The organism is Enterobacter sp. GD03975 (assembly GCF_029838645.1).
Classification (GTDB): Bacteria; Pseudomonadota; Gammaproteobacteria; order Enterobacterales; family Enterobacteriaceae; genus Enterobacter; species Enterobacter quasihormaechei.
In genome coordinates this window covers 203168-223308 of record NZ_JAOBZC010000003.1, presented here as the reverse complement: position 1 = coordinate 223308, position 20141 = coordinate 203168, and the positions used below count along the sequence as shown (strand labels likewise).

Below are 20141 nucleotides of genomic sequence, written 5' to 3'. Positions count from 1 at the left end.
GTGTCTGCACCGACATAATGAGGAAAACCATGTCACATCTCGCAGAGCTGGTTGCCAGTGCAACGGCCGCCATTAACCAGGCCTCAGATGTTGCCGCGTTAGACAATGTCCGCGTCGAATATCTGGGCAAGAAAGGGCATTTGACCCTTCAGATGACTACCCTGCGTGAACTGCCAGCAGAGGAACGCCCGGCAGCAGGTGCAGTGATTAACGAAGCCAAAGAGCAGGTGCAGCAGGCGCTGAACGCCCGTAAAGCCGAGCTGGAAAGCGCCGTACTGAATGCGCGTCTGGCAGCAGAAACCATCGACGTTTCTCTGCCGGGGCGTCGTACTGAAAACGGCGGCCTGCATCCGGTGACCCGCACCATCGATCGTATTGAAAGTTTCTTCGGTGAGCTCGGCTTTACCGTGGCGACTGGCCCGGAAATCGAAGATGATTACCACAACTTCGATGCCCTGAACATTCCTGGCCATCATCCGGCACGCGCTGACCACGACACTTTCTGGTTCGACGCCACCCGTCTGCTGCGTACCCAGACCTCCGGCGTTCAGATCCGCACCATGAAGGAACAGGAACCGCCTATCCGCATCATCGCGCCGGGCCGCGTATACCGTAACGACTACGATCAGACGCACACCCCAATGTTCCACCAGATGGAAGGTCTGATTGTTGATAAAAACATCAGCTTTACCAACCTGAAAGGCACGCTGCACGATTTCCTGAACAACTTCTTTGAGGAAGATTTGCAGGTTCGCTTCCGTCCGTCCTACTTCCCGTTCACCGAACCGTCTGCGGAAGTGGACGTGATGGGTAAAAACGGCAAATGGCTGGAAGTGCTGGGCTGCGGCATGGTGCATCCAAACGTGCTGCGCAACGTGGGTATCGATCCGGAAGTGTATTCCGGCTTTGCGTTCGGTATGGGTATGGAGCGTCTGACCATGCTGCGCTACGGCGTAACCGATTTACGTGCGTTCTTCGAAAACGATCTGCGTTTCCTCAAACAGTTTAAATAAGGGCAGGACAGAACAATGAAATTCAGTGAACTGTGGTTACGCGAATGGGTTAACACCACGCTGGACAGCGAAGCGCTTTCCAACCAGATCACCATGGCGGGCCTGGAAGTTGATGGCGTAGAGCCCGTATCTGGCGCTTTCACCGGCGTAGTAGTAGGTGAAGTGGTGGAGTGCGGCCAGCATCCTAACGCCGACAAACTGCGCGTAACAAAAGTGAACGTGGGCGGTGACCGTCTGCTGGATATCGTCTGCGGCGCACCAAACTGCCGTCAGGGGCTGAAGGTGGCCGTGGCGACCGTGGGCGCGGTACTGCCGGGCGATTTCAAAATCAAAGCCGCTAAACTGCGCGGTGAGCCGTCTGAAGGCATGCTGTGCTCCTTCTCCGAGCTGGGGATTTCCGACGATCACAACGGCATCATCGAGCTGCCGCTGGATGCGCCGATTGGCACTGACATCCGCGAATACCTGAAGCTTGATGATAACACCATCGAAATCAGCGTGACGCCTAACCGTGCCGACTGCCTGGGCATCATCGGCGTGGCCCGCGACGTGGCCGTGCTGAACCAGACCGAGCTGAACGTGCCGGAGATCGCGCCGGTTGAGGCAACCATCAGCGACACGCTGCCAATTCAGGTTGACGCCGTTGACGCTTGTCCGCGCTACCTGGGCCGCGTGGTGAAAGGCATTAACGTTAAAGCGCCAACCCCACTGTGGATGAAAGAGAAACTGCGTCGCTGCGGTATCCGTTCTATCGACGCGGTGGTTGACGTTACTAACTACGTTCTGCTGGAGCTGGGCCAGCCAATGCACGCGTTCGATAAAGATCGTATCGAAGGCGGTATTGTGGTGCGCATGGCGAAAGAGGGCGAAACCCTGGTGCTGCTGGACGGCAGCGAAGCGAAGCTGAACGCCGACACCCTGGTGATTGCTGACCACAGCAAAGCGCTGGCAATGGGCGGTATCTTCGGCGGCGAGCACTCTGGCGTCAATGACGAGACGCAAAACGTCCTGCTGGAATGCGCGTTCTTCAGCCCGCTCTCCATTACCGGTCGCGCGCGTCGTCACGGCCTGCACACTGACGCCTCTCACCGCTATGAGCGTGGCGTAGATCCTGCGCTGCAATACAAAGCGATGGAGCGTGCGACCCGCCTGCTGATCGACATCTGCGGCGGCGAAGCCGGTCCGGTTATCGATGTGACCAACGACGCGACGCTGCCGAAGCGTGCGACCATTACCCTGCGCCGCAGCAAGCTGGATCGCCTGATTGGTCATCACGTTGCCGATGCGCAGGTGACCGACATTCTGACGCGTCTGGGCTGTGAAGTGACAGAAGGTCAGGACGAGTGGAAAGCCGTTGCGCCATCCTGGCGTTTCGACATGGAGATCGAAGAAGATCTGGTGGAAGAAGTGGCCCGCGTTTACGGCTACAACAACATCCCTGACGAGCCGGTGCAGGCGGGTCTGGTGATGGGCAGCCATCGTGAAGCCGACCTGTCTCTGAAGCGTGTGAAAACCATGCTGAACGACAAAGGCTACCAGGAAGTGATCACCTACAGCTTCGTTGATCCTAAGCTGCAACAGCTGATCCACCCGGGTCAGGAAGCCCTGATCCTGCCAAGCCCGATTTCCAGCGAGATGTCAGCGATGCGTCTGTCCCTGTGGACCGGCCTGCTGGGCACTGTCGTTTATAACCAGAACCGTCAGCAAAACCGCGTGCGTATTTTCGAAAGCGGCTTGCGCTTTGTACCGGATACTCAGGCGAATTTAGGCATCCGTCAGGATCTCATGCTGGCGGGCGCCATCAGCGGTAACCGCTATGAAGAGCACTGGGACCTGGCAAAAGGGACGGTTGATTTCTACGATATGAAGGGCGATCTGGAAGCTATTCTCGATCTGACCGGTAAATTATCCGAAATTGAATTCCGTGCAGAAGCGATTCCGGCCCTGCATCCGGGCCAGAGTGCGGCGATTTATTTAGACGGCAAACGCGTTGGTTTCATTGGCGTTGTTCACCCAGAGCTGGAACGTAAGCTGGACCTGAATGGCCGTACCATCGTGTTCGAGCTGGAGTGGAGCCCGGTTGCAGACCGCGTGATTCCTCAGGCGCAGGACATCTCTCGCTTCCCTGCAAACCGCCGTGATATCGCGGTTGTGGTCGCCGAAAATGTGCCCGCAGCAGATATTTTGGCCGAATGTAAGAAAGTTGGCGTAAATCAGGTAGTTGGCGTAAACTTATTTGACGTGTACCGCGGCAAGGGCGTAGCAGAAGGTTTCAAGAGCCTCGCTATTAGCCTTATCCTTCAGGATACCAGCCGTACACTCGAAGAAGAGGAGATTGCCGCTACCGTCGCCAAATGTGTAGAGGCATTAAAAGAGCGATTCCAGGCATCATTGAGGGATTGAACCTATGGCGCTTACAAAAGCTGAAATGTCAGAATATCTGTTTGATAAGCTTGGGCTTAGCAAACGGGATGCCAAAGAGCTGGTAGAGCTGTTTTTCGAAGAGATCCGTCGTGCTCTGGAAAATGGTGAGCAGGTAAAACTCTCCGGCTTTGGCAATTTTGATTTGCGAGACAAAAACCAACGTCCGGGCCGTAACCCGAAGACGGGGGAAGATATTCCCATTACAGCCCGCCGCGTGGTGACCTTCAGACCCGGTCAGAAGTTAAAAAGCCGTGTCGAAAACGCAACGCCCAAAGCAGAGTAATATGAACTAACTAAAAAGGCCGCTCACGCGGCCTTTTTTCTTTGCGCTATTTGCCAAACCCGCCGTAAAATCAATGATATCTCAACCGGATAACCTATCGTCTATGCTTGATCTTGCCCGTCGCCAGCACCGCTCCGATCTCCGCCGCCTGTGTCTGCTCGGGGTGCTGTTGTTTGTCGCCACCACGGTCAGTCTGTGTGCGGGCGATCGGTGGCTGGGGCCGGCAAGCTGGTTTACGCCGGAGGGACAGATCTTTGTCTGGCAGATCCGTCTGCCGCGGACGCTGGCGGTCCTTTTAGTCGGCGCTGCCCTGGCGCTGTGCGGCACGATCATGCAGGCACTGTTTGAAAACCCGCTGGCGGAACCCGGGCTTCTGGGGGTGTCGAATGGCGCAGGCGTCGGGCTAATCGCCGCTGTGATGCTGGGAGGAGGCGAGCTCTCCGCCTGGGGGATTAGCCTCAGCGCCATTCTTGGCGCGCTGTTGATAACCCTCATCCTGCTGCGCTTTGCCCGACGCCACTTATCCACCAGCCGTCTGCTGCTTGCCGGGGTGGCATTAGGGATCATCTGTAGTGCGTTGATGACCTGGGCCGTCTACTTCTCCACCTCTTTTGATCTGCGCCAGCTGATGTACTGGATGATGGGGGGCTTTGGGGGCGTTGACTGGCGTCAGGGATGGCTGATGCTGCTCCTGCTCCCGGTCATTCTGTGGACGGCATTCCAGGCGCAGCCGCTGAACATGCTCGCGCTGGGTGAAATGTCTGCTCGTCAGCTTGGGATGCCGATTGGGTTCTGGCGCAACGTGCTGGTTATCGCTATCGGCTGGATGGTGGGCGTAAGCGTGGCGCTGGCGGGTGCGATTGGCTTTATTGGGCTGGTGATCCCGCATATGCTGCGTCTGTGCGGCATTACGGACCATCGAACCCTGCTCCCGGCCACGGCGATTGCCGGGGCGGCAACGCTGCTGATTGCCGATATCATCGCCCGGCTCGCTCTGTCCGCCGCAGAGCTGCCCATTGGCGTGGTGACCGCGACGCTGGGCGCGCCGGTCTTTATCTGGCTATTATTGAAAGCTGGACGTTAACACACTACCCGTAAGTCAACCTGAGGGAATGCTATGCAGTCTGATATTCTGAATACCGAAGTGACCACCATTGACGGCGAGAAAACCACGCTGGAAGGCTACAAGGGCAAGGTGCTGCTCATCGTGAACGTGGCGTCGAAATGCGGCCTGACGCCGCAGTATGAACAGCTGGAAAATATTCATAAAGCCTGGGAAAAAGACGGCTTTACCGTGCTCGGCTTCCCGTGCAACCAGTTCCTGGGGCAGGAGCCGGGCAGCGAAGAGGAGATTAAGACCTTTTGCAGCACGACCTATGGCGTGACGTTCCCGATGTTCAGCAAAATTGATGTGAACGGGGAAAATCGTCATCCGCTGTATGCCAAGCTGGTGGCTGCGGCGCCGACAGCGGTTGCGCCTGAAGAGAGTGGTTTCTACGAGCGCATGGCAAGCAAAGGCCGGGCGCCGCTCTATCCGGACGATATTCTGTGGAACTTCGAAAAATTCCTGATTGGCCGTGACGGTCAGGTCGTACAGCGTTTTTCCCCGGACATGACGCCTGAAGATCCTATCGTGATGGAATCTATCAAGCTGGCGCTGGCGAAATAATGTCGCTGCTGATGCAGCTCACAGACGTTGCCGGGAAGGGACGTCTTGAGCCTGTAAGCGCCACCGTCAACGCAGGGGAAATGCTTCACCTGGTTGGGCCAAACGGTGCCGGGAAGAGCACGCTGCTGGCGCGCATGGCGGGGCTGACCGCCGGGGAAGGGGAGATTACCTTTCTAGGGCAATCTCTTGACGAATGGCTACCCGCTACGCTCGCCTCCCGTCGAAGCTATCTGGTTCAGCAGCAGGTGCCGCCCTTTGCGATGCCGGTCTGGCACTACCTGACGCTGCACCTGCCTGATAAAAATCAGGTTGCATTGCTCCACGACGTTGCCGCGGCGCTCGGGTTAGACGATAAGCTCACCCGACAGGCCAGCCAGCTTTCCGGCGGCGAGTGGCAGCGCGTGCGTCTGGCCGCCGTCATTCTTCAGATCCATCCGTCCGGAAATCCTCACGGGCGGTTGCTGCTGCTGGACGAGCCAATGAGCGGGCTGGACGTTGCCCAGCAGGCCGCGCTGGATGCCCTGCTCAGCGCGCTCTGCCGCAAGGGCATTACCATTGTGATGAGCAGTCATGATTTAAACCATACGTTGCGCCACGCCCATCGGGTGTGGTTGCTGGCCCGTGGCAAGCTGATTGCCAGCGGACCGCGCGACAGCGTGCTGACGGCCCCCAATCTTGCGAGTGCTTACCACATGTCGTTCCGGAGGCTGGATATTGAAGGCCACAAGATGCTCATCTCCACGGCGCAGGAATAACCTTTCTTGCACAGCCGCGTAGATGCACGCTAAATTACCGAAAGAACAAAAAAAGCAGAGGATTCGTCTGAAATGCGATTCTGGTTTCTCCTTGTTGCGGCGCTCTTTCTTGCAGGATGCAGTAGCCATCGTGCACCTCCGCCCAACCCACGGCTTTCCGATTCCATTACGGTCATTGCCAGCCTGAACGATCAGCTCAGCAACTGGCGCGGCACCCCCTATCGCTACGGTGGCATGAGCCGGGGCGGGGTGGATTGCTCGGGATTCGTGCTGATGACCTTCCGCGATAAATTTGAACTACAGCTTCCGCGTGAAACGCGTATGCAGGCGGAGATCGGCACTGAGATTGATAAAGACGAGCTCCTGCCCGGCGACCTGGTCTTTTTTAAAACAGGCTCCGGTGAAAGCGGCCTTCATGTCGGCATTTATGACACCGATAATCAGTTCATTCATGCCTCGACCAGCCGTGGCGTGATGCGCTCCTCTCTCGATAATGTTTACTGGCGTAAAAACTTCTGGCAGGCCAGACGTATTTAACCGATGCATAAAGATGCAGTGCGGGGAGCCTGGCGGTGAATATAGCCGTCAGGCTTTTCTTACGGGTTGATTAAAGTTAAATTTTTGCCCAATTATTTATGTCGGCATGTGCCTGTTTTATCTAAAACTGGCTATTATTCAATAACCAGGATAAAATTATTAAAGATTCAGGGAAAAATCTGAAAATTAATACGGAAAGAATGAAATTAAACTTATTAAAATCAAGACAGTGGAATTGTGCCTGCAATTGCTCCAGGATGTTCTCTCTCATCTTTAATGCAGGACAAGCGCGATGATTATTACGCTAGATAATGCTTACCAGTCTGAACTTTTACTGCTTCCGGCGCGTGATAGTGCAGGTTTGCTTAAAGGTTTAGAGATTTTGGTTAACTTTACTGGCGTGGGTACGGACGTACGAATCCCGACGGAACTGGTTATCCCGCATCTTTCCCGGGAAGATGAATTAGCGCTGTTTCAGGAGAAACTGCAATTACTCGATACCTGTAAGCTATTTTTTATTCAGCATCAGTTAATTGCATGGATCAATATTACACCCGCAATTGTTGAGTTTTTATTAACTAATGAGAACGCTGTTTCAATCCTTGAGCGTTATCCGTTTCTTGAGTTTACTGTTAATGAGAACTATCCAGGTTTAAATAACGGAAAAGACGATCTGACGCTGGCAAGAATGGCGATCCATTTCCCATTAGTGCTGGCTAACTTTGGTGCAGGGGCCGCGTCCCTTAAGCCGGTTTATGATGGTTTGTTCAAACGGGTCATTCTGGATAAAAACTTCATCCAGCAGCGCGTTTCGGCGCTCTCCTTTGAGCCTTTTATGCGCGCTATTCTCTGGCAAATCACGCCGCACTGTCAGTCGGTCATGGTCTCAGGAATTGACGATCACGGCATCCTGCAACGCGTGCTGCCCTTCAATTTTGGTGCAATGCAGGGAACCCTGTGGCCTGCCGTCCCGGCTGAACGCGTCACGACCCTCGTTCAGCAATAACCCCTTTCTTCGCCCGTGTTTACGTTCAGGGAAACCCTCTACACTTAAAGCAGGAGGACTTATGACCCTGTCTTTTACTGCCCACTGGCATGATGAACTACCCGGCTTTTACACCGCGCTTAAGCCAACGCCTTTACAGAATGCACGTCTGATCTGGCATAACGATGCGTTAGCGGATTCGCTTGGCATCCCTTCGTCTCTTTTTCAGCCAGAAAAAGGCGCCGGCGTCTGGGGGGGCGAAACGCTGCTTCCGGGCATGAAGCCGCTGGCTCAGGTTTACAGCGGACATCAGTTTGGCGTCTGGGCGGGACAGCTCGGCGATGGTCGCGGCATCCTGCTGGGTGAACAGGTGTTGCCGAATGGCGAAACGCGCGACTGGCACCTGAAAGGGGCAGGGCTGACCCCATACTCTCGCATGGGTGATGGCCGCGCGGTGCTGCGCTCAACCATCCGTGAAGGTCTGGCTTCGGAAGCCATGCATGCGCTGGGGATCCCCACCTCACGCGCGCTATCGATTGTCACCAGCGACACGCCGGTTGCCCGCGAGACGATGGAGCAGGGGGCGATGCTGATCCGCGTGGCCGAAAGCCATCTGCGTTTCGGCCATTTTGAACACTTCTATTATCGCCGCGAGCCGGATAAGGTCCGCCAGCTTGCCGATTACGCCCTTCGTCGTCACTGGCCGCATCTGCAAAACGAAGCGGACCGCTATGTTCTCTGGTTCCGCGATATCGTCGCGCGCACCGCCTCCATGATTGCCCGCTGGCAGGCCGTCGGCTTTGCGCACGGCGTGATGAATACCGACAACATGTCCCTGTTGGGGCTGACGTTTGACTACGGTCCGTACGGCTTCCTTGATGACTATCAGCCGGGTTACATCTGTAACCATTCGGACTATCAGGGGCGTTACCGGTTCGACAACCAGCCTGCGGTGGGGCTGTGGAACCTCCAGCGTCTTGCACAAAGCCTGTCGCCGTTTATCGACGTCGATGCCCTGAACGATGCGCTCGACAGCTATCAGGAGGTGTTGCTGCGGGAATACGGCGCGTTAATGCGCAACAAGCTGGGCCTCATGACGCAGGAAAAAGGCGATAACGCGCTGCTGAACGGGCTGTTTGCGATCATGGCGCGGGAAGGCAGCGACTATACCCGAACCTTCCGTATGCTGAGCCAGACCATGCAGCAGAGCGCCGCGTCACCGCTGCGCGACGAGTTTATTGACCGACAGGCGTTTGATGACTGGTTTGCCGCTTACCGCGCGCGTTTGCAGCAGGAGCAGATTGACGATGATACCCGTCAGGCGCAGATGAAGGCGGTTAACCCGGCGATGGTGTTGCGCAACTGGCTGGCGCAGCGGGCCATTGAACAGGCAGAGCAGGGGGATTATACCGAGCTGCACCGGCTGCATATCGCCCTGCGTACGCCGTTTGCCGATCGGGACGATGAATATGTCAGCCGCCCGCCGGACTGGGGCAAGCGGCTGGAAGTGAGCTGCTCAAGCTAAGGGGCGAGAAAAACCTGCGGCGCGGCATGCGCCGGATGCGTGCCGACGTGCACCTGCGCACCGTACCAGCGGGCCAGCGCGTCGGCCTGCAAAACTGTCTCCGGCATGCCCTCAGAAACAATCCTCCCGTTGTGGAGCAGCAGGATCCTGTCTGACCATAACGCGGCAAGGTTGAGATCGTGCAGCACCACGCACACGTGAAGATGGCCCTGACGGGTCAGGGATTTCAGCAGACGCAGCAGATGCTGCTGGTGATAGAGATCCAGCGCGGAAGTGGGTTCGTCGAGAAACAGCCAGCCGCGCGGCGTTCCGTCACGCCACAGCTGCGCCAGCGCACGGGCGAGCTGAACGCGCTGCTGCTCGCCGCCCGAGAGGGCATGATAGCGCCTGCCGGCCAGCGGCAGGCAACCGGTCAGCTGCAACACCTCACGCACAATCAACGGTTCCGGGTGCCGCGTCCAGGGCGCACGCCCCATTCCAACGATCTCCTCCACCTCCCAGTCAAATCCTGGCTGAGTATGCTGGCGCATCACCGCCCGATAGCGGGACAGCGTTTCCGGCGGCCATTCGCCCAGGGTTTTCCCCGCCAGCGAACAGCTGCCGCTGTCGGGCTTCAGGTAGCCTGTCAGCAGCCGCAGCAGCGTCGATTTCCCCGCACCGTTGGGGCCGATAAGCGTGACCAGCTCTCCCTGCGACAGTGACAGCGAGATATTATCCGTCAGCGTGCGGCCAGACCGGGTAAGGGTAAGATTTTCAGCCGTATAGCGTTCAGCCATGCTGTTCTCCACGCCGAAAGATAAGCCATAAGAACCAGGGGGCACCAAGGATGCTGGTGAGCAGGCCGACCGGCATTTCTGCCGGGGCGACCAGGGTGCGCGCCACCGTATCCGCCACCAGCAGCAGAAGCGCGCCCGCAAGTATCGCGCCGGGGAGCGTTGCGCGGTGATCGGCACCCAGCCACATGCGCATCAGGTGCGGCACCACGAGCCCGACAAAGCCAATCACGCCGCTGACGGCGACAGCCGCCGCGACCAGCAGGGCGCTGCACAACAGTAAGATTCGCTGTACCAGGGCAACGTCCACGCCAAGGTAATGCGCTTCCTCTTCACCCAGTTGCAGTAAATTTAACGCGCTGGCACAACGCCAGATCGCCAGAATGGCAGGCACCATCAGCGAGGTCACGGCCAACAGCGTTGACCACTGCGCCTGACCGAGACTTCCCATTCCCCAGAGCGAAAGCTGACGAAGCTGCGCGTCATTGCTGACCCACGAAAGTACGCCCACGGCAGCACCGCACAGGGCATTGATGGCGATCCCCACCAGCAAAAGGCGTGACAGCGAGCCGTTACGCTGTCGGCTGAGCAGAAAGATCGCGGCTGTGGCCGCCAGCGCCCCAATGAATGCCGCCAGCATCGGGGCGTAGAGCATCACCAGCGCGGGCAAAGAGAGCGGAAGCACCACCCACAGGGCGACGGCCAGCGCCGCGCCGCTGCTGATCCCGAGCAGGCCCGGGTCGGCCAGCGGATTGCGGAACAGTCCCTGCATGACGCAGCCGGCAAGCGCCAGCGATCCGCCAATCACCAGCGCCAGCAGTACGCGGGGCAGACGGATGGTCAGCCAGATCTGGCGCAGCGTCTCATCGCTGCTGTTCCACAGCACGTTCACCGGCAGGCGTAACGCCCCAACACCGGTGGCCGTGAACGTTATGACGGTGAGCGCCCCCGCCAGAAGCCACAGCGAGAGCGTGATGCGCCGGGACATCAGGGCAGTTGCTCCGCTCTGGTTCGCAGCTGCTGAATGGCTTTCGGCGTACGGACGCTAAAGCCCAGCAGGGCCATGTCGTCAATGGCCAGCACCTGCCTGTTTCGTCCCGCTGGCGTTTGCGCCAGGCCGGGCAGTTTCCACAGATTTTCTTCACCGCCCAGCGCGGTGAGGCCGTCCTGCGAAATCACCACCAGATCCGGCTGGCTGGCCACCACTCCCTCCTGCGAGAGCGGCTGATAGCGGGTAAAGCCCTGCATGGCGTTCTGCAACCCGGCAGCGCGGATTGCCGCATCCGCGCCGGTCTGTTGACCGGCCGCCATTGCGGTCATCCCGCCGTGGCTGAGGATAAACAGCACCCGCTTGTTGAGCGGTGACGAGGGCAGCGCCGCCAGCGCCTGACGCAGCGAGCTGCGCAGGGTTTCCCCTTGCGCCTCATGATGCGTCGCCTGGGCTATCACCCGTACTTTTTCGTCAATCGCGCGCAGGTCCGGGGTACCGGGAACGGTCACCACCCTGACGTGGCTCTGTTCAACCTGCTTCAGCGCCAGTGATGGCTGTGCCTGGTCGCTTGCCAGCACCAGCGTCGGGCGCACGGACAAAATCCCCTCCGCGTTGAGCTGGCGCAGGTATCCCACGTCAGGCAGCGCTGTCGTTGCCTGCGGCCACTGGCTGGTACTGTCGCGCGCAACCAGAGAGGACTCCGCGCCGAGGGCGTAGACGATCTCCGTCACGTCGCCGCCGAGGGCGACAATTCTCTCCGGCGCGGCGGAGGCGACCAGCGGCAGGGCGCAGAGCAGGGCAAACCAGTTTTTCATGCGGCCAGTCCTTCCGGCGTCAGGGCGTCAATCTGGCGACGCCACAGGCTCTGCTCCGGCTCGCCTTCAGTACGCTGACCGTAGAGCTGGGCGATTTGGGTGCCATCCGCCGCAAACAGCTCCAGGCTGGTGACGTGACCGTCCGCCGTCGGCTTGCGCGTTACCCACGTCTCCGCGACGGCCTCCTCCAGCAGGTGCAGGGTAAAGGTCGGGTTGAAGATGTTCAGCCAGCCCTTCATTGGCGTCAGTTTTTCCACCGCACCGGTGAAGATCTGCACGCAGCCGCGGTTGCCGACAAAGATCATGATTTCGTTTCCGTCCCGTCGCGCCGTCTCCAGCAACTGCGCCAGCGCGCTGTTTTCAACCTTACAGGCCAGATCGTCACTGACCAGACGAAACGCCTGCTGGCGGCTGAGGTTGTGGCGCTTGAGCAGGCTAAAGAACTGGTGCACGTCGGTCATGGCGCGCCACTCGTTCTCTACCGTACTGGCGTCTGCGCGTTCGGCATGCGTGGGCGCATCGGCCGCTTCCAGTACCAGAGAGGGGTTATCAGCAATGATAAAACGGGTCAGCACGTCGCCCCAGGCGGCGACGTCGGTGCTATCCGTGGCGTAGACCTTCAGCAGCGCATCGCCCTGACGATCGAAGAACTGTATGCTCTGGCGTTCACCGCGCGGGGTCGCCTCGCTGATGTGAAACGCGCTCGCCCACTGGTTGAGGAACAGACGCAGATCCAGCGCGCGCGGGTTCAGCACCAGCCCGGCGTGGCCGCCGAGGTGCTGGTTAGTAAACGCCCCGACCTGTTCATGAACGGCGTACTCGTTACGGCAGATGCATTTGGTTTCGCCCACGGACTCCAGCGCCGCCAGAATGTCGCGGATCTCGCCGCGCAGCCGCCAGGCGTCGTGGCCGACGCGTGCATAAGCCAGCTCCGCCTCACTGATGTTCATTAAGCCGGCGATATCACGCGCGTACTTACCCGGATTTTCTTCTTTAAGCTCAAGCCAGCGTGTGTAGTGACGCATAATCTTATCCTTCTGAATCGTTGCCCCGACGGGGATTACCACTGATAACTGACGAAAATTTTACCGTTGCGACCGTCCTGCGGAATGCCCTGCGGTGACCAGTAGGCTTTATCAAACGCGTTCCCCAGTACGAGGGTGGTGGTGATGCCTTTGAACTGCTGCTGGCCTTTGTAGCTGACGTAGAAGTCGTTAACCGCATAGCCCGGCTGCTCGCTGTAGCTGCTACTAATGTGCGTTGAACGTTCGACGAAGGTGCCGATCCAACCCACGGAGAAGCCGCTTTGCGCCACCGGGATATCCAGCTTGCTGGTGACGGTGTCCGGATTAATGCTGGAGATATATTCGCCCGTGTCGGTATCTTTCCCGCGCGTGCGGTTGTAGGCCACGTCGAGGTTGAACAGACTGGTCGAATAGGTCGCCATCATGTCCCAGCCCCAGATTTTGGCGTTTGGCACGTTGTAGGACATGGTGGTGGCCGCCGCAAAATCGACGGTGGTGGAGATGTAATCTTTCGCTTTGGTGTCGAAGTAGCTGGCTTTGAACTCCAGCGCGTCGTTGGCGAGCATGAGATCGTCAAAACGCAGCCCAAAACCGAACTCCTGGGTTTCGTTAGTTTCCGGACGCAGGTTCGGGTTCGGCACCCAGTAGTTGGTGTAGAAACTGCCGATGGAAAAGTGCTTCGAGTCGTTATACATCTCGCCCATCGTTGGCGCGCGGAAGGCCTGAGCGTAAGAGCCGAACAGCATCAGCCAGTCGGCTGGACTCACGGTTAACCCGGCGCGTGATGACCACTTATCCGCATCCACGTCGTCGTAACCGCTGCTGCTGCCGCGGTAGTTGTCGTAACGCGTCCCGCCGAGAAGCGTTACCGGCAGGTCGCGCAGGGTGATCTCATCCTGCAACCAGCCGGAGCTAAAGTCGATCTTCGCGTCCGGGAAGCCGGTGGTCGCGCCGCCAGGGTGTTGCTCCTGACGATAGTATTCCCCGCCGTAGGTCAGCAGGTGCGAGGCAAAAGAGTCGCTGAACAGGCGGGTGCGGTTTTCCACTTTGCCGCCTTTGGTGGTCTGCTTACGGAACTCGCCGCTGGCGTCAATGTTCTGGGCGTTGATCCGCGCTTCGGACCAGTAAATTTTCGCGTCGGCGTTTAGCCAGTCGTTTCCGGCGGGCGCTATGCGGTAGCCAAGCTGGGCATCGCGCTGAATGGTGGAACGGTCGGTCATCGGGTTACTGCTGTTGGCATCCGTGGTCTGCGGATTTTTTGGCTCCTGCGCGTCGTTGTTGTAGTAGCGCAGGGAGCCGCTCAGGGTCTGAGCCGGGTCGATTTTCCAGCTGCCTTTCGCCAGCATATTGTTGATGGACTCGTCGTTTGGTGCCCTCGCGCCGTCGCTCTGGCGAATGTCGCCGCGATCGCGGCTGGACCAGGAGACCAGGCCATCAAGGGTATCGGTGCGGCCATAGGCGCTGGCGCCCATACCGATGCTGCGATCGCCCGTCGCGCCGGTAGCAAACACGCGATAGCCGCTGTTTTTACCTGCGTCCAGCAGATCGCTGGCGTCGACGGTATCATACGAAATCACGCCACCCAGCGCGCCGCTGCCGTACAGCAGGGCGGAAGGACCGCGCACCACTTCAATACGTTTGATCAGCGCCGGGTCGAGGAACGTGCTGTTCAGGTGTCCGGTATCGGTACCCTGGCGTACGCCATCCACCAGCACCAGCACGCCACGGCGGTCGTAACCGCGCAGGTTAACGTCCTGGCCGTTGGTGCGACCGGTGCCGTCCAGCATCAGGCCAGGCACCTTGCGCAGCAGGTCGGCGGCGGAGCTGGCGGTCTGGTTTTCCGGGGCGGTGGCGTCAATCACGCTCACCATCATGGGGGCTTCAAAGGCGCTGCGGGCATTGCCGGTGGCGGTAACGGTCATATCGTCTGCGGCGGCAAACGCAACGCCCGGCAGGGTGCTGACAATCGCCAGCGCCAGAAGGGACGGGCGTAAAGACGCGGATTGCAGGTGTGGCATAGCAACTCTCCATAAGAATTGAAAAGCGCTGGCTGCCTGGGGATCACCTGGGTGGCTGGCGAAGGTTTTGTCTGGTTTATTTTGTCAGGATCAGTTTTCCGGCATTGGTCTGGCGCAGCAGATAGTGCTGGCCGTCATGCTCGATAATCACCCGGCCTTCCTCACCCAACAGGCTTTTGCTGTTGATGCGGCGATCGGTGGAAGCAGGGGATGGCGCTGTGTGTGTTTTTACTGGCGTTGCTGCGCTGTTATCGGTCGGTGACATAATGTTTATAAATAACAATCAATGTAACAATGATAATCATTATCAATAAACTGCATTTTCACAGCAAGCGTTTTTGTGAAAATTGTGTGACGGGATCAAATTTGTGCAATGAAACGCCCGGTGGCGGCTACGCCTTACCGGGCCTACAACGGCACGAACCGTAGGCCGGGTAAGGCGTAGCCGCCACCCGGCAAGGGTTTAAAATCGAGAATCAACCGCCGCAGCCAGCTTCTCCAGCAGCCGTTCGCTGTCCTCCCAGCTCAGGCAGGGGTCGGTAATCGACTGGCCGTACACCATTTGCTGTCCGGCTACGATCTTCTGGGTGCCTTCTTTGATAAAGCTCTCCGCCATTATCCCCGCAATGGCGGTCGAGCCGCTGCGGATCTGCTGGCAGACTTCATCGCAGACGTCCAGCTGGCGGCGGTGCTGTTTCTGGCAGTTGCCGTGGCTGAAATCCACCACCAGATGCTCCGGCAGGTCAAACTCCGCCAGTGTTTCGCAGGCGGCGGCAATATCTTCCGCGTGGTAGTTCGGCTTTTTACCGCCGCGCATAATGATGTGGCCGTAAGGGTTGCCGCTGGTCTGGTAGATGGTCATCTGGCCGTTTTTATCCGGAGAGAGGAACATATGGCTGGCGCGCGACGCGCGGATGGCATCGACGGCAATTCGGGTATTGCCGTCAGTTCCGTTTTTAAAGCCCACCGGGCAGGAGAGCGCTGACGCCATTTCACGGTGGATCTGGCTTTCGGTGGTGCGCGCGCCAATCGCGCCCCAGCTAATGAGGTCGGCAATAAACTGTCCGGTCACCATATCCAGAAATTCGGTGGCGGTCGGCACGCCCAGCTCGTTAACCTGTAGCAGCAGCTTGCGCGCCAGGGCAATACCGTGATTCACCCGGTAGCTGCCGTTCAGATCGGGATCGGAAATCAGACCTTTCCAGCCCACCACGGTGCGCGGCTTTTCAAAGTAGGTACGCATCACGATCTCCAGCCGATCCTGATACGTTTCGCGCAGCGTCTGAAGGCGTTTCGCATAATCCATCGCCGCGTCCAGGTCGTGAATGGAGCAGGGGCCAATCACCACCAGAAGACGTTTGTCTTCACCATTGAGAATTTTTTCGATGCGACGACGGGAGGCCGTCACATGGTCCGCCACCTCGGGGGAAACGGGGTGCAGCTGTGCCAGTTCAGCCGGTGTGACCAGGCTATCAATGCGCGCAGTGCGAAGTTCGTCGGTTTTGTTCATGGAATGTCTCAGAAATTTTTTGCTTCATCGGCAGACTACCGGGAAGTGATGGGCATCACCTTAAACCAATCCCTGCTGATTTCAAGTTCGGGGCGCGTCGCCCCGAGGATGAGCGTAATCATAACTGAAACTGGATTAATGTACTAGCATATTAGTACATGCGGCGATTCAGCCCCATGATGTCGAGGATTTTGGTGGCAATTTCTTCTACCGAATAGTTGGTGCTGTTCAGCCAGGGGATCTGGTTTTTTCGGTACAGCGCTTCGACTTCGGCGACTTCCATTCGACACTGGCGCATCGAGGCGTAGCGGCTGTTCTCGCGACGTTCTTCGCGGATCGCCGCCAGACGTTCCGGGTTGATGGTCAGCCCAAACAGCTTATGCTGGAGCGGCTTGAGCGCGGCAGGCAGCACCAGGTTATCCATATCATCGGCAATAAAGGGGTAGTTGGCGGCGCGAATGCCAAACTGCATCGCCAGGTAAAGGCTGGTGGGGGTTTTACCGCAGCGCGACACGCCGAGCAAAATGACCTGCGCCTGATCCAGATTGCGCAGCGAGATCCCGTCGTCATGGGCCAGGGTATAGTCAATGGCGGCAATACGCGCATCGTATTTGGTCAGGTTGCCGGGGTTTAGCCCGTGGGTACGGTGGGCGATGGGCGTCGGGTCGAGCTTCAGCTCGCTTTGCAGCGGTGCGACCAGCGCCTGCACGATGTCCTGACAGAACCCTTCGCTTTGCAGAATGATGTTGCGGATCTCGGGGATCACGATGGAATAGAACACCAGCGGACGAACGCCGGTCTGCTGATAAATGGCGTCGATCTGGTCCTTGACCGCTTTGGCCCGGCTCTCGTTTTCCACAAACGGCAGCGTGATGCTGTTTATCGACACGGGAAACTGCGACATCACCGCGTGGCCCAGCACCTCGGCGGTGATCGCCGTCCCATCAGAAATATAAAAAACGTGGCGATCGACAGCATTATCCATTTTATTCACCCTGAATAGCGTACGTAATTGCCTGAAAGCATAAATTAAAAAAGTTAATTTCACAGCTAAGAACTTATCTGAATTTAAAATGAAATGGTGTTTTTGATTTTCCTGAAAACCGGATTTCATTTTCCGAATAGCGGCTTTATTTTTATGGTTTCTGGCGGAATCTATAGGAATCATCGGGTTAGCAAGCGTATGGAAAGTGTCCGAAAAGTTGAAAATTAAAATTGCTTACACGATTCACCGTTTTTTTAGCGGAAATAAATATGCCAGTATAAATACGTAGTCAGGTGTTTCTTACTCCGATCAAATATCACAAAAGGATTGTTTCGATGTCCAACAATGGCTCGTCACCGCTGGTGCTTTGGTATAACCAACTCGGCATGAATGATGTAGACAGAGTTGGGGGCAAAAATGCCTCCCTGGGTGAAATGATTACAAATCTGTCCGGTATGGGTGTCTCCGTACCAAACGGGTTTGCCACAACCGCCGATGCGTTTAACCTGTTTTTAGACCAGAGCGGTGTAAACCAGCGCATTTACGACCTGCTGGATAAAACGGATATTGATGACGTGACCGAGCTTGCCAAAGCCGGCGCGCAAATCCGCCAGTGGATTATCGACACACCTTTCCAGCCGGAACTGGAAAAAGCCATTCACGACGCGTACAACCAGCTCTCCGCTGACGACGCGCAGGCCTCCTTTGCCGTGCGCTCCTCCGCCACCGCAGAAGACATGCCGGACGCCTCTTTCGCCGGTCAGCAGGAAACGTTCCTGAACGTTCAGGGCTATGACGCGGTGCTGGTGGCGGTGAAGCACGTCTTCGCCTCCCTGTTCAACGACCGCGCCATTTCCTATCGCGTGCATCAGGGCTACGACCATCGCGGCGTCGCGCTTTCTGCTGGCGTGCAGCGCATGGTGCGATCCGACGTAGGATCGTCCGGCGTGATGTTCTCGATTGATACCGAATCCGGATTCGACCAGGTGGTGTTTATCACCTCCGCGTGGGGCCTGGGTGAGATGGTGGTGCAGGGGGCAGTGAACCCTGACGAATTTTACGTTCACAAGCCAACGCTTGCGGCAAACCGCCCGGCGGTAGTGCGCCGTACCATGGGCTCGAAAAAAATCCGCATGATCTATGCCCCGACGCAAGAGCACGGCAAGCAGGTCACGATTGAAGATGTGCCGCAGGAGCAGCGCGACCGCTTCTCCCTGACCGACGCCGAGGTAGAAGAGCTGGCGAAGCAGGCGGTACAGATTGAAAAACACTATGGCCGCCCGATGGACATCGAGTGGGCGAAAGACGGCCACACCGGCAAGCTGTTTATCGTGCAGGCGCGTCCGGAAACCGTCCGTTCTCGCGGTCAAGTCATGGAGCGCTACACCCTGCACGCTCAGGGCAAAATTGTAGCGGAAGGCCGCGCGATTGGTCACCGCATCGGTGCCGGTCCGGTGAAGGTGATCCACGACATCAGCGAAATGAACCGCATTCAGCCCGGCGACGTGCTGGTGACCGACATGACCGACCCGGACTGGGAACCGATCATGAAGAAAGCGGCCGCCATCGTCACCAACCGCGGTGGACGCACCTGTCACGCGGCAATCATCGCCCGTGAGCTGGGGATCCCGGCGGTCGTCGGCTGCGGTGACGCGACCGAACGCATGAAGGACGACCAGAAGGTGACGGTCTCCTGCGCTGAAGGCGATACCGGGTACGTGTATGCCGATATCCTCGACTTCAGCGTGAAAAGCTCCAGCGTGGATACCATGCCGGACCTGCCGCTGAAGATCATGATGAACGTCGGTAACCCGGACCGCGCGTTTGACTTCGCCTGCCTGCCGAACGAAGGCGTGGGCCTGGCGCGTCTGGAATTCATCATCAACCGCATGATCGGCGTTCACCCGCGCGCGCTGCTGGAGTTCGACGACCAGGACGCGAAGCTGCAAAACGAAATTCGCGAGATGATGAAGGGTTACGACTCGCCGAGAGAGTTCTATGTTGGCCGCCTGACGGAAGGGATCGCCACGCTCGGCGCGGCCTTCTACCCGAAACGCGTGATCGTGCGCCTGTCGGACTTTAAGTCCAACGAATACGCCAACCTGGTGGGCGGCGAGCGCTACGAGCCGGAAGAAGAGAACCCGATGCTGGGCTTCCGCGGCGCAGGCCGCTACGTATCAGAAAGCTTCCGCGACTGCTTCGCGCTGGAGTGCGAGGCGGTGAAACGCGTGCGCAACGACATGGGGCTGACCAACGTGGAGATCATGATCCCGTTCGTCCGTACCGTGGATCAGGCGAAAGCGGTGGTGGACGAGCTGGCGCGTCAGGGGCTGAAGCGCGGCGAGAACGGGCTGAAGATCATCATGATGTGTGAAATTCCGTCCAACGCCCTGCTGGCAGAGCAGTTCCTGGAGCACTTCGACGGCTTCTCCATCGGCTCGAACGACATGACGCAGCTGGCGCTTGGTCTCGACCGCGACTCCGGCGTCGTCTCTGAGCTGTTCGATGAGCGTAACGAGGCGGTGAAAGCGCTGCTCTCCATGGCCATTCGCGCGGCGAAGAAACAGGGTAAATACGTTGGCATTTGCGGTCAGGGTCCGTCTGACCACGAAGACTTTGCGGCCTGGCTGATGGACGAGGGGATTGATAGCCTTTCCCTGAACCCGGACACCGTGGTGCAAACCTGGCTGAGTCTGGCGGAACTGAACAAGTAAAACCGGTATAACCTGAAAAAGGCGAGGATATCTGTCCTCGCCTTTTTTATTTTCCTGCGAATATGCTCACCATCACAAATAAAGCAAAAAACCAAATATCATAATTTACCTGTTAATTT

General features: G+C 57.9%; 18 protein-coding genes. 10 read left to right on the top strand and 8 right to left on the bottom strand.

What is annotated here, in order from left to right; translation table 11 throughout:
* Positions 1–29: 29 nt before the first annotated feature.
* The 9 genes from pheS (at position 30) to selO (ending at position 9191) form a co-directional block, all read left to right on the top strand.
* Positions 30–1013 (top strand): phenylalanine--tRNA ligase subunit alpha, encoded by a 984-nt coding sequence (gene pheS, locus N5C09_RS07355; protein WP_193527163.1) that lies wholly within the window; start codon positions 30–32, stop codon positions 1011–1013.
* Positions 1014–1028: 15 nt separating this feature from the next.
* Complete coding sequence (gene pheT / locus N5C09_RS07350; protein ID WP_063866466.1) at positions 1029–3416, top strand: phenylalanine--tRNA ligase subunit beta; 2388 nt, start codon at positions 1029–1031, stop codon at positions 3414–3416.
* 4 nt (positions 3417–3420) lie between these two features.
* Positions 3421–3720: an integration host factor subunit alpha gene (ihfA, locus tag N5C09_RS07345; RefSeq protein WP_003857805.1), complete on the top strand. Its 300-nt coding sequence runs from the start codon at positions 3421–3423 to the stop codon at positions 3718–3720.
* Positions 3721–3823: 103 nt separating this feature from the next.
* Positions 3824–4804 (top strand): vitamin B12 ABC transporter permease BtuC, encoded by a 981-nt coding sequence (gene btuC, locus N5C09_RS07340; protein WP_279748757.1) that lies wholly within the window; start codon positions 3824–3826, stop codon positions 4802–4804.
* 33 nt (positions 4805–4837) lie between these two features.
* A complete protein-coding gene (locus tag N5C09_RS07335) occupies positions 4838–5389 on the top strand; it encodes a glutathione peroxidase (protein WP_022650905.1) in 552 nt (183 codons plus the stop codon).
* Entirely contained in the window at positions 5389–6144 is a 756-nt protein-coding gene (gene btuD, locus N5C09_RS07330) for a vitamin B12 ABC transporter ATP-binding protein BtuD (RefSeq protein WP_279748756.1), read from the top strand. Before N5C09_RS07335 ends, btuD begins: the two co-directional genes overlap by 1 nt.
* A gap of 72 nt (positions 6145–6216) precedes the next feature.
* Positions 6217–6681, top strand: coding sequence for an NlpC/P60 family protein (locus N5C09_RS07325; RefSeq protein WP_279748754.1), 465 nt, complete (start codon positions 6217–6219; stop codon positions 6679–6681).
* A gap of 292 nt (positions 6682–6973) precedes the next feature.
* Positions 6974–7687, top strand: coding sequence for an EAL domain-containing protein (locus tag N5C09_RS07320; RefSeq protein ID WP_063448973.1), 714 nt, complete (start codon positions 6974–6976; stop codon positions 7685–7687).
* Positions 7688–7748: 61 nt separating this feature from the next.
* A complete protein-coding gene (gene selO / locus N5C09_RS07315; protein ID WP_279748753.1) occupies positions 7749–9191 on the top strand; it encodes a protein adenylyltransferase SelO in 1443 nt (480 codons plus the stop codon).
* Here the strand turns inward: selO and N5C09_RS07310 are convergent.
* The 8 genes from N5C09_RS07310 to ppsR form a co-directional block, all read right to left on the bottom strand.
* Positions 9188–9967: a heme ABC transporter ATP-binding protein gene (locus N5C09_RS07310; RefSeq protein WP_279748751.1), complete on the bottom strand. Its 780-nt coding sequence runs from the start codon at positions 9965–9967 to the stop codon at positions 9188–9190. The genes selO and N5C09_RS07310 overlap by 4 nt on opposite strands.
* Positions 9960–10952, bottom strand: coding sequence for an iron ABC transporter permease (locus N5C09_RS07305; RefSeq protein ID WP_279748750.1), 993 nt, complete (start codon positions 10950–10952; stop codon positions 9960–9962). The genes N5C09_RS07310 and N5C09_RS07305 overlap by 8 nt, the downstream gene beginning before the upstream one ends.
* The gene (locus N5C09_RS07300) at positions 10952–11770 is read right to left on the bottom strand and encodes a hemin ABC transporter substrate-binding protein (protein ID WP_279748749.1); all 819 of its coding nucleotides are present in this window, start codon (positions 11768–11770) and stop codon (positions 10952–10954) included. The genes N5C09_RS07305 and N5C09_RS07300 overlap by 1 nt, the downstream gene beginning before the upstream one ends.
* Complete coding sequence (gene chuS, locus N5C09_RS07295; RefSeq protein WP_279748747.1) at positions 11767–12795, bottom strand: hematinate-forming heme oxygenase ChuS; 1029 nt, start codon at positions 12793–12795, stop codon at positions 11767–11769. Before chuS ends, N5C09_RS07300 begins: the two co-directional genes overlap by 4 nt.
* Before the next feature lie 35 nt (positions 12796–12830).
* Positions 12831–14813 (bottom strand): TonB-dependent hemoglobin/transferrin/lactoferrin family receptor, encoded by a 1983-nt coding sequence (locus N5C09_RS07290; RefSeq protein ID WP_279748746.1) that lies wholly within the window; start codon positions 14811–14813, stop codon positions 12831–12833.
* Between the two features lie 76 nt (positions 14814–14889).
* Positions 14890–15078, bottom strand: a complete 189-nt coding sequence (gene hemP, locus N5C09_RS07285) for a hemin uptake protein HemP (protein WP_279748745.1) — start codon at positions 15076–15078, stop codon at positions 14890–14892.
* A gap of 198 nt (positions 15079–15276) precedes the next feature.
* Positions 15277–16323: a 3-deoxy-7-phosphoheptulonate synthase AroH gene (gene aroH, locus N5C09_RS07280; RefSeq protein WP_203465994.1), complete on the bottom strand. Its 1047-nt coding sequence runs from the start codon at positions 16321–16323 to the stop codon at positions 15277–15279.
* Positions 16324–16474: 151 nt separating this feature from the next.
* Complete coding sequence (gene ppsR / locus N5C09_RS07275) at positions 16475–17308, bottom strand: posphoenolpyruvate synthetase regulatory kinase/phosphorylase PpsR (protein WP_063448964.1); 834 nt, start codon at positions 17306–17308, stop codon at positions 16475–16477.
* Positions 17309–17643: 335 nt separating this feature from the next.
* Here ppsR and ppsA point away from each other — a divergent pair, with 335 nt between their 5' ends.
* On the top strand, positions 17644–20022 hold the full coding sequence (ppsA, locus tag N5C09_RS07270) for a phosphoenolpyruvate synthase (RefSeq protein WP_017384643.1): 2379 nt from the start codon (positions 17644–17646) through the stop codon (positions 20020–20022).
* The last annotated feature ends 119 nt before the right edge of the window (positions 20023–20141 follow it).